The sequence below is a fragment of the Actinomadura sp. HBU206391 genome (assembly GCF_014323665.1).
Lineage (GTDB): Bacteria > Actinomycetota > Actinomycetes > Streptosporangiales > Streptosporangiaceae > Actinomadura_C.
Window position 1 is genome coordinate 34,185 of record NZ_JABVEB010000037.1, and the last position, 11,032, is coordinate 45,216.

11 protein-coding genes are annotated in these 11,032 nt (G+C 68.9%); 3 read left to right on the forward strand and 8 right to left on the reverse strand.

Annotation, left to right across the window (positions count from 1 at the left end):
• Positions 1-217: 217 nt before the first annotated feature.
• The 3 genes from HKK72_RS14895 to HKK72_RS14905 form a co-directional block, all read right to left on the reverse strand.
• Positions 218-394 carry a DNA-binding protein gene (locus HKK72_RS14895; protein WP_315987263.1) on the reverse strand — a complete coding sequence of 59 codons (177 nt, stop codon included), beginning with the start codon at positions 392-394 and terminating at the stop codon, positions 218-220.
• Between the two features lie 235 nt (positions 395-629).
• The gene (locus HKK72_RS14900; RefSeq protein ID WP_187234947.1) at positions 630-2,024 is read right to left on the reverse strand and encodes a hypothetical protein; all 1,395 of its coding nucleotides are present in this window, start codon (positions 2,022-2,024) and stop codon (positions 630-632) included.
• A gap of 349 nt (positions 2,025-2,373) precedes the next feature.
• The gene (locus HKK72_RS14905; RefSeq protein ID WP_222720717.1) at positions 2,374-3,717 is read right to left on the reverse strand and encodes an MFS transporter; all 1,344 of its coding nucleotides are present in this window, start codon (positions 3,715-3,717) and stop codon (positions 2,374-2,376) included.
• 177 nt (positions 3,718-3,894) lie between these two features.
• On the opposite strand from HKK72_RS14905, the gene HKK72_RS14910 reads away from it, so the two are divergent.
• Together HKK72_RS14910 and HKK72_RS14915 are read left to right on the forward strand one after the other, a co-directional pair.
• Entirely contained in the window at positions 3,895-4,239 is a 345-nt protein-coding gene (locus tag HKK72_RS14910; RefSeq protein ID WP_187234949.1) for a PadR family transcriptional regulator, read from the forward strand.
• Positions 4,236-5,165 (forward strand): hypothetical protein, encoded by a 930-nt coding sequence (locus tag HKK72_RS14915; RefSeq protein ID WP_187234950.1) that lies wholly within the window; start codon positions 4,236-4,238, stop codon positions 5,163-5,165. Before HKK72_RS14910 ends, HKK72_RS14915 begins: the two co-directional genes overlap by 4 nt.
• A 59-nt stretch (positions 5,166-5,224) precedes the next feature.
• On the opposite strand, the gene HKK72_RS14920 is transcribed toward HKK72_RS14915, so the two are convergent.
• Together HKK72_RS14920 and HKK72_RS14925 are read right to left on the reverse strand one after the other, a co-directional pair.
• On the reverse strand, positions 5,225-5,845 hold the full coding sequence (locus tag HKK72_RS14920; RefSeq protein ID WP_187234951.1) for an FMN reductase: 621 nt from the start codon (positions 5,843-5,845) through the stop codon (positions 5,225-5,227).
• Entirely contained in the window at positions 5,842-6,948 is a 1,107-nt protein-coding gene (locus tag HKK72_RS14925) for an LLM class flavin-dependent oxidoreductase (RefSeq protein WP_187234952.1), read from the reverse strand. Before HKK72_RS14925 ends, HKK72_RS14920 begins: the two co-directional genes overlap by 4 nt.
• 161 nt (positions 6,949-7,109) lie before the next feature.
• Between HKK72_RS14925 and HKK72_RS14930 the strand changes: the two genes are divergently transcribed.
• Complete coding sequence (locus HKK72_RS14930; RefSeq protein ID WP_187234953.1) at positions 7,110-8,180, forward strand: hypothetical protein; 1,071 nt, start codon at positions 7,110-7,112, stop codon at positions 8,178-8,180.
• A gap of 107 nt (positions 8,181-8,287) precedes the next feature.
• On the opposite strand, the gene HKK72_RS14935 is transcribed toward HKK72_RS14930, so the two are convergent.
• The 3 genes from HKK72_RS14935 to HKK72_RS14945 all read right to left on the reverse strand — a co-directional run.
• Positions 8,288-9,208 carry an alpha/beta fold hydrolase gene (locus HKK72_RS14935; protein ID WP_187234954.1) on the reverse strand — a complete coding sequence of 307 codons (921 nt, stop codon included), beginning with the start codon at positions 9,206-9,208 and terminating at the stop codon, positions 8,288-8,290.
• A 188-nt stretch (positions 9,209-9,396) separates the two neighbouring features.
• Positions 9,397-10,641 (reverse strand): RNA polymerase sigma factor, encoded by a 1,245-nt coding sequence (locus HKK72_RS14940; RefSeq protein WP_187234955.1) that lies wholly within the window; start codon positions 10,639-10,641, stop codon positions 9,397-9,399.
• A partial coding sequence (locus tag HKK72_RS14945) for a YciI family protein (protein WP_261986827.1) occupies positions 10,638-11,032 on the reverse strand: 395 nt, incomplete at its 5' end. The genes HKK72_RS14940 and HKK72_RS14945, both read right to left, overlap by 4 nt.

An 11,032-nucleotide genomic window follows, 5' to 3' on the forward strand; every position in this document is an offset into this window, starting at 1 on the left:
ATGCCGCCGATCCTGGCGCTCCTAGGCGACCGAGGCCTGGAGGGATCGGTGGGGATGATCTCTGCCGCATCGAAGCGCTGTTCGAGCTCCTCGTGGCCGTACTGCCTGCGGAACGCGATCTCCGCGGCCGTGACGGGCAAGGTCCACGATCCGTGACGCCTGGTCCCGTAGGGGCACTGGACGACCGCGTACAAGGCGATGGGGACGGGGTGGGCGGCTATCGGTCCCGGAAGGAAAGGCCACGCTCTTCGAGGGCCGCGCGGAGAATGCCCATCGCCTTCGGGCCCATGCCGTGCAGTTTCATGAGGTCCGGTTCCCGTACCTCGGCGAACTGCTCGAGACGTACATAGCCGGCACCGGCCAATGCGCGCCGTGCCGGTGCACCGATCTTCACCGGAAGATCGGTTTCGCCTTCGGCCACCATGTCCCCCTCTCGATGGCGGACCGAGCCGGCCGTCCGCCGCTGAGACGCCCGACCCGTTTCCAGACCAAGCCACCAGCCTTTTACCGGACTCCCCGGCGATTACCCGGACCGGACTCGCACCGGCAGGCGACGACGCTTACGCACAACAAGATCCACCGTTGCGTCACGGCTTCACCTCCTGCGCTGCTGAGCGCACGAGATCATCTCAGTACGCTACCCGATACCTGTCGTAGCACGGCGGCGAATCCGCCATGGGGACCGCGGTGAACGGCTGCAACTTAATCCGCCAGCCGCTTACCGGCCGGGACAGGACTGGGTCGGAGCCGATCCGTGACGCGTCTCTCACGACACCGGCCAGTTCGTAGCGTAGGCGCCTATCCGGTTGGCGGGCGGCATACACTCGCAATTGCTGTAGCGGAATTCTGTAACGCTTGGCCGCATACCACTGCAGCCGCGGATCGTCCGTTTCGAGCACCGTCACCAGATGACGTTGAACATCGCTCAGCGGCCACGTCCGAGAAATCACTAGATGGTTGCTGTGGCCTCCGATCGTGGCGAGATTACTGTACATGTTGAAGCTGCTTCTCGTCTTCAGTTCGAAGAACGGCGTCAGGCCGTTCACCAAGGCCAGCAGAGGAATTACCATCAGCCACCGTGGAGTGACCAGCAGCATACGGGGCGGCGTCTCAGGGCGGAATCTCCACAGGAATGTCACCAAAGCGACGATCACCAGAGTAGCGAACATCAGCCACAGCAGCACTCCGACTTCCCCCACCCTCTGGCGTGCCGCCACGCCCGGCCGCACCCAGAGAAAGAGGCTCAGGCACACCGGAATCCAGGTCACGAAATTGATCGCAACCTTTGTATTGATGTACTCGCGGGCCCGTGCGCTCGACCACACGGCGAACGACGGCGGGAGGAAGAGCAGGAACAGAGCGAGGAGGACTGCGGAGAAGTGGGTGTAGAACTTAGTGAGGTTGAGGGCTACGAAACCGTGAAAGAGAAGTCCTACCAGAACGCCGACGTACCTGGTCCTGCGTATGAGCAGCAGGATCGGCACCGAGCACTCGATGACGACCGTGCCGATGATGGCGCTCCAGGCTCCAAGGCCGGAAGCCGTGATCGCGGGCAGGCCGTACGAAGTCAGCAGTTCGCTGGCCATGAACGAACCGCAACTCCGAGACGGGTTGAAGAAACCCGCATTGAGCTTGTCGAACGCGGCGAAGCCATAGGCGACCAGCAGCGTGACCCGACCAACCGGCAGGAACCGGCGAGCCACCTCCGCAGCGTCCAGAGTGCGGTCGGTCGCCCAGCTCGACGCGGCGGCGAGTAGCAACCCAAGCGCGCCCAGCATGGCCAGCAGCCAGTGGTTGCTGGTGGCCGGCATCTCCACCCAGGCGGAGAGCACCTGAACCACGCCGAGAACCAAGAGCCTGTGGATCAGCTCAGGCCGCCGCAGCACCCAAACAGCCGCCAGGACGAGCCCCACATGGACGATGGCCACCCAGCGCGGCGTGAGGAGCACGGCTTGGGAGAGCGGAGTGGCCCACACGTGAAAGAGCGTTGCCGCTGCCCATGTGAGTGCGAACAGCCGCAGCACGTCAGCTCTGGCAGAGTCGTCCGCTCCCACGGCAACCGCTTGCTGACGCCCTGGGACCGGACGGACTCCGCCGTCTGCAGTACCCCGCCAGTTAAATTTCAATGCCAATTGAATACCCTTTCCGCGATTACGAGCCGCGTGCACTTCGAGTCGCCGTCACCCAAGACCGACTTTTCGGATGCTCCCGCCCAAAAGGTGACGTTTACAGCGCGTCTCTGGGTTTTCCAGGTATTCTTGGCAGCATTCCGTCACCTCTGCATCGGGACGAAGTCGTTTCCCTTTGACTTAATGGTGTAGCGTGCCCTCATGATTCTCGGGAGATGACGCACTGCCTATTTGATGATGTCTATCAAGATTTTTCTGGATCATCGCAGCGGCCGCTGCCAGGCAATCGCATCTTGAACCGATAGAACGCCTCGCCAGGAGCGCATGCCGCTGATGGCGGTTCCTCCGGAGCGCACCGCGGCGATGACGGCGCCCGCGAGTCCTGCGTCGGCGTGGGCGTACGCGAACGCGTTCCGGTCGTGGCGAAGGGCGAGTATCGCGGCACCCAGCGCAGCAGGGCGGCGGCGGCCACCACCCCGACCGCACCCATCGCGGCGATGCCGGCCGCCAGGCTGCCCAGCCCGGCGAAGACCGAGACGACCAGCGGCCCACCGGCGCTGCCGGAGTCGGCGCACAGGCGCCACCCGCCGAGGAACTGCGAGCGGGCCTCCGGCGGCGCGACGTCCGCGCCGAGGGTCATCAAGATCCCGCTGCCGATCCCGTTGCCGAACCCCATGAGCATGGCGACGACGGTCAGCGACACCAGTCCGTGGGTCAGCGGCAGGACGGCCTGGCTCAGCCCGAGTACGAGCATCGACGGGACGGCGATCCACAGTCTGCCCGCCCAGTCCATGACCTTCCCGGAGGGGTAGAAGGTCAGGGTGTCCACGAGCCCGGCGATCCCGAAGACGATGCTCGTGGTGGAGGGATCCTGGCCGAGGTGCTCGGCCCACAGAGGCAGCACCGCCTGCCGGGTGGCGCGCACCGATCCGACAAGGAGGACGGCCACACCGAGGGTCATGAAGACCCGCCGATGCCGCGCCACCACGGATCGGACGGAGACCGGCGCCGGCCGGGGGCTCGCCCCCTGGGCGGGCTCGGCCACGTCGGGCACGAGCAGGACGACCAGCCCGGCCACCACCGTGCACGCCAGGGCCAGCCAGAACACGTCGCGCGCGGAGCGGCCGTGCACCACCGCGGCGCCGATGAACGGGCCGACGAACGCGCCCACCCGTGACATGCCGCCGAGCGTGGACAGCGCCCGGGCCCTCAGTCCCGTGGGGATGACCTCGGTCAGGTAGGACTGCCGCGACAGGGTGAACACGGCGTTCGTCGCCCCGGTGGCGGCGACGGCCAGTGCCAGTTGCCAGAGCGTACGGGCCATGGCACAGCCGAGAAGCGTCACCGCGGCGACCGCGGCGGCGATGAGCATCGCCTTGCGGTCTCCCAGCCGGGCGGCGAGAGCCCCGGCCGGTACGTCCCCGAGGATCTGCCCCACGCCGAGCAGCGCGAGCACCAGCCCGGCCGCGCCGACGGAGGCACCGAGTTCACGCCCGCCCAACGCGATCATGGGAGTGACCGCGCCGATGCCGATCTCGAAGATCAGGGCGGGCAGGAAGACCGCCGGCGCCACGCTCGCGAGGGACACCGGTCGGAGATTCGCTCGCTGCGCTCCACCTGGAGGGTCGGGGGGTTTTGACACGTCGGAGCGATGATATTCGGACACACTTTCACGCGGTCCCCCGGGTCGCCACTTCAGACGCGCGCGGCGCCCACTTGCGAGGAATCGGTTGGCATACTTCGAGCGCCGATATATGGTTCCTCCATGATCAAGCGATCACCGCTGATGAGCGAACCGACGTACTTCATCCTCGCGGCGCTCCTCGATGGCCCGCTGCACGGCTACGGGATCATCAAGCGCGCTGAGGAGCAGTCCGGCGGGCGAGTGCGGCTCGCCGTCGGAACCCTGTACGGCGCGCTCGACCGGATGACCGGCAGCGGCCTGATCGTGGTGGACCGGGAGGAGACGGTCGAGGGACGACCCCGTCGTTACTTCCGGATCACCGACGAAGGCCAGCACGCCGTGTCCAGAGAGGCGAAACGCATGGAACAGGCAGCCGAGATCGTGACGAGACGAACGATTCCGCGTACGGGAACGGCACCGGCATGAGCACTGACGCCGTCATCGAGGACAAGCCCCGGCGATCCTTCCTAGAGGCGTGGTACGGGTTGCTGCTGCGGACCTACCCGCCCGGCTATCGAGACGCGCACGGCGCCGAGCTCGTCGGCACGCTGATGGAGGCGTCCGCGGCCGGCCGGCGGATCCCCTCACTACGGGAGACGACCGGGCTCGCCGTCGCCGGGTTCACCGCGCGGGCGCGGCGGGCGGCCGACGGGCCGACCCGGTGGTGGGCCGACGGCCTGCATCTGGGCGTCCTCATCCTCGCGGTGGTGAATCTGGCGTACGCCTTCACCGGCTTCACCGGGGCGGGTGACGCCTGGGTCGGGTCGCGGTCGGGATGGATCGCCGGTTCGGTGGCGCTGGTGCTCCTCCTGCTGAGGGGCTGGGTCTTGGCGGCGCTGCCGCTGGCGCTCGCCGCGGTGTTCGGCGTGAGCCGGCAGCTGATGTTCGACGTCGACGCGCTGGACCGACTGCCGTTCTATGCCCCGGTGTACTCGAACTGGGTGTCGTTGACGCCTTACTGGATGCTGGCGGCAGGGGTCGTCGTCCTCGCGGCACAGAGATCACTGCCACTGCGCACCCGTTCGTGGTGGTGGGTCGCGGTACCGATCGTCGCGCTGGTCTTCGCCCGGCTCGGCCTGGCCGGGTACTGGGGTTTCTCCTCGGTGTGGACGCTCGCCCGGGCGGGGCTGGAAGGCGGGCTCCTGCTCGCCGGCGTGTGGGCCACCGCCGTCGCCCGCAGCCCACGCTGGGTGCTCGCGGCCGCGGTCTACCTGCTGCCGGGGATGGCGGTGGCGGGCGACCGGCTGTCGCTACAGCCGCGCGACCCGCTGGACACGATCTACTGGGCGGTCCTCGCGGTACTGCTGTCGGCCATGGCCGTGACGGCCTATCGGGCGCGCGCCGAAGCGTGACCCGATACGGCACGGCCGGAGCGGCGCTGCCGCCGGTGACCTGGCGCGGCGATCCGCGGTCAGCCGCCGGCGAGCAGGTCCTCGAAGGGGGTCGGCTCGGCGTAGGGGTCGGGCCGGCCCGACGGCATGCGGTCGCCGATCAGCGTGGCGAGTTCGCCGGCCGCCAGGCTGACGCGTTCGGTGAGCGCACGAGCGTCTCCGTCGGCGCCCTTCCCCCAGTCCTCCGAGGCGGCGTAGACCGCGGTGGGCACGACCACCGAGCGCAGGTAGGCGAACATCGGGCGCATGGCGTGCTCGAGCGCGAGCGAGTGACGGGCCGTTCCGCCGGTCGCCGCGATGAGCACCGGCTTGCCCGCCAGCGAGCCCGCTTCGAGGACGTCGAAGAACGTCTTGAACAGGCCGCTGTAGGAGGCATTGAAGATGGGGCTCACCGCGATCAGCCCGTCGGCTCCGACCACACCGTCGATCGCCTTCCCCAGGCTCCCCGAGGGGAAGCCTGCGAGCAGGTTGTTGATCAGATCGTGGCCGTGATCACGCAACTCGACCGGCTCGACCTCGACCCGGAATCCCTGCGACTCCAGGGATCGGCGGGTCGCCGCCGCGAGCCGATCGGCCAGCAGCCGGGTCGATGACGGCACGCTGAGGCCGGCGGACACCACCGCGAGCTTGCGCACGGTCAACGGGACGCCTGCTCGGTCTGGTTCCGGCTCGCCTCTGCCGCCGCGAGCAGGCTCGCGTGGGTCGGCGCCACCGGCACGTGCTCGGGACGCAGAGCCGCGAACTCCCTGCGCAGCACCGGGATCACTTCCTCCCCCAGCAGGTCGAGCTGCTCCAGGACGGTCTTGAGCGGAAGACCTGCATGGTCCATCAGGAACAGCTGCCGCTGATAGTCGCCGAAGTGCTCCCTGAACGTCAGGGTCTTGTCGATCACCTGCTGCGGGCTGCCCACGGTGAGCGGCGTCCCCTCGGTGAACTCCTCCAGCGACGGGCCGTTCCCGTACACCGGTGCGTTGTCGAAGTACGGCCGGAACTCGGCCACCGCGTCCTGGGAGTTCCGGCGCATGAACACCTGGCCGCCGAGGCCGACGATCGCCTGGTCGGCCGCGCCGTGGCCGTAGTGCTCGAAGCGCCTGCGGTACAGGTCGATCAGGCGCATGAAGTGCTCTTTGGGCCAGAAGATGTGGTTGGCGAAGAAGCCATCACCGTAGAAGGCCGCCTGCTCAGCGATCTCGGGGCTGCGGATCGAGCCGTGCCACACGAACGGCGGCACCCCGTCCAACGGCCGCGGCGTCGAGGTGAACGCCTGCAGCGGAGTACGGAACTTGCCGGACCAATCGACGACCTCCTCGCGCCACAGCCGGTGCAGCAGGTGGTAGTTCTCGATGGCCAGCGGGATCCCCTGGCGGATGTCCTTGCCGAACCACGGGTACACCGGGCCGGTGTTGCCGCGGCCCATCATCAGGTCCACCCGGCCGTCGGCCAGGTGCTGCAGCATGGCGAAATCCTCGGCGATCTTCACCGGGTCGCTGGTCGTGATCAATGTCGTCGCGGTCGACAAGATGATCCGCTCGGTACGGGCGGCGACGTAGCCCAGCATCGTGGTCGGTGACGAAGGCACGAAGGGCGGGTTGTGATGCTCCCCCGTCGCGAAGACGTCCAGCCCCACCTCCTCGGCCTTCAACGCGATCGCCACCATCGACTTGATCCGCTCCGCCTCGGAGGGCGTCCGGCCCGTCGTCGGATCGGTGGTGACGTCACCGACGGTGAAGATCCCGAACTGCATGCTGGCACCCTTCCGAAATTAGTAGAACGTTCAATTATAGGCCCGAACCGCCAGTGCCGAGAATCTATTCCTAGATCACGATTTGGAGAGAGCGGTCCCACGGGAACCGGACCCCCGGGGTGCGGGGTCCAACGGAAGGCACGCGGAGGTGGTGACGCGCGATGAGTGAGAGTGCCGCCTCGGCGGAGGATGTCGGCTCGGGGGACGGTGCCGGCTTGCTGGGCGTCGTCTTCTCCTACGTCCAGGTGGCCCTGCTCGGTGGCCTGGTGGCGTTCACCGCGCTCTGGACGGTGGAGGTGATCGCACCGACCACCCCGGAGAACGTGGTGATCTCGCAACATGGCTGCTCCTACGACACGTGCTGCGACGGTCACTCCACGATCGGCACGTGCGCCTTCGCCGCCGACGGCCAGGCGCTCGACATCGCCGACTACAACCACATCGGGCTGGTCGTCCCCGGCTATGACGGGGATCCGGTGGTCGTGCACCGGTCCACGGTGACGGGACGGGTGCTGAAGGTGTGGAGCACGAAGGAATCCGCCGACCTCCGCGTCGCCGGTGGCATCTGTACGCTCGTCCTCTACTGCCTCGCGGCGGGGCTCCTACTGCTCCTCACCCTGCCGGTACGAGCGAGGCTGGGCGGCGAGCGGCCGCGCCGGCGTCCGGTCACCGTACTGGCCGTGCTCGTCCTGACCGCGGTGCCCACCGGCGCGTGGGCGCTGCGCGGCCCCGAGATCGCCGACGCCCGGCCGCTGCCCGACTCCATGGGGGAGTATTCCCAGGCGGGGTTCCTCCCGGACAAGACGCGGCGCATCGGGCAAACCGTCGAGACCGAGGACGGCATCGCGATCCAGGTCACCGGCCCGCCGACCACCCGTCCACCCACCGGGTTGCCCGGCCGGCTCAACGACTTCGACCTGATGATCGTCCCGGTGACCACGAGACTGACCGGCGACGCCATCCGCCCCGACGACTACGGCCAATACCGGGTCACGCTGATCGGCGCGGGACGCGGAAACACCGTCATCGTGCCGGACCCACCCTGTGCCACGGCACTGCGGACCTTCCGCGGCGAAGTGCGCGCGGGCACGCCACCGATCAGGGGCCGGCTCTGTTTCGCGGTGCCGCCCGGCTTCCGGCCCCGCTATCTGGTCATCGAAACGAGCACCGAGAGCGAGACCGGCGAGACGAAGTACGACGACGACATCGCCATCTCGCTCGGCACCGGCTGAGCTTGCCCGGATCACCGGTCCCGCTCGACCCGCTGGTAGTGCACCAGCACGGTTCGGACCTTGCGAGCACGGGCGAACGGCGCCCGTCCTCCTCCGATGGCCGTTCATCAGGTACCGGACGTATGCCGCAGAATGGCCGGGACCACGACGTCCCAGACCGCCCGGGGCAGTGCGTGACCAGTCCTCTCCAGGGTGAGCAGCTCGGCACCGGGGATCTCCTCTGCCAGGGCCACGCCGTTGCCGTGCGGAAAGAAGGGGTCGTCGGCGCCATGGATCACCAGCGTCGGAGCGCTGATCGCCGGCAGCCGCTCCCTCCAACGGTCGCCGTGGTCGATGAAGGCCATGTTCGTCAGGCTCGACGGGACGTTGGCGGTGCGGTCGAAGACACGCCCCGAGAGGGCGCGCGCGGCCGCCTCGTCGAAGGGGCGCGCATGGCCGGCCAGCGCACGGTCGAAATCGACGAGGTAATCGATCACAGCGGCCCGATCGGACCAGTCGGGCCGCGCCGTCTCCATGATGAAGGCCATGATCTCCGCCGAGTGGTCGGGGAGGTCGGGATCACTCGGCCCTGGAGCCGTGGGCCTCGCCGCGATCAGAGTGAGTGACTCGACCCGATCCGGATGGTCGAGAGCCATGAGCTGACCGATCCAGCCGCCCCCCGACGAGCCCACGACATGCGCACGTGGCAGGCCGAGGACGTCGAGCAGCCCGGCGGCGTCCGCGACCAGGTCACGGAGGCTGTAGCCGGGATCCCCCGTCTCGTAGGAGACCGATCGCCCCGTGTCCCGCAGGTCGTACCGGATGACGAAGCGGGAGCCGCCCGCCAGCCGCTCGCAGAACTCGTCCTCCCACTCCACCATCGATCTGCCCACCAGCAGGATCGCCGGGTCGCCGGGATCACCGAGGGTCTCGGCACACAGATCGACCCCGTTGACCGGCACGATCTCGCCGCCCGGCGCCAGAGATCGAACTCCGGTGGGCGGTGTGGACGGCCGCCTTGGGGCTCGGGTGTCATCGTCGTGGATCATTGAGGCCTCCCTGTTCGCCGGTTCGGGTTCACTGCACCGACGAACGGGCCCTTCCCCGACCGACACCCGGGCCCGACCGACACCACAGGCCTGACCGACACCACGGCCTGACCGACACCACGGCCTGACCGACGCCACGGACGCGGGACGTTCCGCCGGCCCTCTTCCGTGTCACGTCGCCGTCCGGGTCAGTCGGTCATCTCCGCCAGCCGCCGGGCGAGATAGCGGTGCTCGGTGTCGGTGCCGGCCAGCTCCAGCGCCTGACGGTAGGCGACGGCGGCCTCGCCGGTGCGGCCGAGGCGGCGGAGCAGATCGGCGCGGGTGGCGGGCAGCAGGTGATAGCCGGCCAGCGTCCCGGATGTCTCCAGCGCCTCCACCAGCTCCAGTCCCGCCGCGGGGCCGTCGGCCATCCCGACCGCCACCGCATGGTTCAGCCTCACCACCGGGGACGGCACCAGCAGCGCGAGCCGCTCGTACAGTGCGGCGATCTGGGCCCAGTCGGTGCCGGCCGCCTCGGTGGCGGTGGCATGGCAGGCGGCGATGGCGGCCTGGATCTGGTACGGACCGGGACGATGCCGGCGCAGGGCCGTGTCGAGCAGGTCGACGCCCTCGGCGATCTCGCCGGCGTCCCAGCGGGCGCGGTCCTGCCTCTCCAGGGTCACCAGGTCGCCCGCGTCGTCGACCCGGGTCGCGCGACGGGCGTCGTGCAGGAGCATGAGCGCGAGAAGGCCGACGGCCTCGGGTTCGTCGGGCATCAGCCGCACGAGGACGCGGGCCAGCCGGATCGCCTCGCCGGAGAGGTTCCGGCGCACGAGATCGTCTCCCGTGCTGGCCGCGTAGCCCTCGTTGAACAGCAGATACAGCACACCCAGCACCGCGGTGGTGCGCTCGGGCAGCAGGTGGGCCGGTGGCACGCGGTACGGGATGCCGGCATTGCGGATCTTCTGCTTGGTCCGGACCAGCCGCCGCGACATCGTGGCTTCGGACACCAGGAACGCCCGGGCGATCTCGGCCGTGGTCAGTCCGGCCAGAGTGCGCAGCGTGAGCGCGACCTGGGACTCGAACGCGAGCGCCGGGTGACAGCAGGTGAACAGCAGGCGCAGGCGATCGTCACGTACCCCGCTGACGTCGGTCTCGTCGTCATCGGTTCCGTCCGGGCCCGGCAACATGGCCGCCTCCCGCAGTTTCGCCGCGCCGACGGACTCGCGGCGCAGCCGGTCGATGGCGCGGTTGCGCGCCGTCGTCGTGAGCCACGCCCCGGGCCGGCGCGGCACTCCGTCGCGCGGCCAGTGCTCCAGCGCCCGCGCGAACGCGTCCTGCGTGCACTCCTCGGCGAGGTCCCAGTCGCCGGTCATGCCGATCAGGGTCGCCACGATCTGCCCCCACTCATGGTGGAAGGCCTCGGCGACCGCCGCCTCGACCTCGGGCGTCACGGTTCCCAGAGCGGCCTGACCTCGATCTGCCCGTACCGGGCCGCAGGGTGCTTGGAGGCCACCTCGACGGCCTCGTCGAGGTCGGCGCACTCGATCAGGCTGAACCCGCCGATCTGGTCCTTCGTCTCGGCGAACGGCCCGTCGGACAGCAGCACGTCGTCACCGCGCACCCGTACCGTCGTGGCGTCGCTGCTCGGCCGCAGCCCCGCGCCGCCCTGCAAGATGCCGCGACGTTCCATCTCCTCGCTCCAGCCGCCGCATCCCGCCGTGGCCTCGGCCTCCCCCGGCACCATCTCCGACACGTCGCTGCAGATCATCAACATGTACTTCACAGGGTCCCTCTCATTGCCGACGGCGATCCGCTCAGACGACGAACGGGAACCGCCGATCC

What these genes read in the sequence shown, in the direction of transcription:
- HKK72_RS14935 (WP_187234954.1), bottom strand. Translation starts at nt 9,208, where the DNA reads ATGATCCACGACGATGACACCCGAGCCCCAAGGCGGCCGTCCACACCG.
- HKK72_RS14925 (WP_187234952.1), bottom strand. Translation starts at nt 6,948, where the DNA reads ATGCAGTTCGGGATCTTCACCGTCGGTGACGTCACCACCGATCCGACG.
- HKK72_RS14930 (WP_187234953.1), top strand. Translation starts at nt 7,110, where the DNA reads ATGAGTGAGAGTGCCGCCTCGGCGGAGGATGTCGGCTCGGGGGACGGT.
- HKK72_RS14910 (WP_187234949.1), top strand. Translation starts at nt 3,895, where the DNA reads ATGATCAAGCGATCACCGCTGATGAGCGAACCGACGTACTTCATCCTC.
- HKK72_RS14915 (WP_187234950.1), top strand. Translation starts at nt 4,236, where the DNA reads ATGAGCACTGACGCCGTCATCGAGGACAAGCCCCGGCGATCCTTCCTA.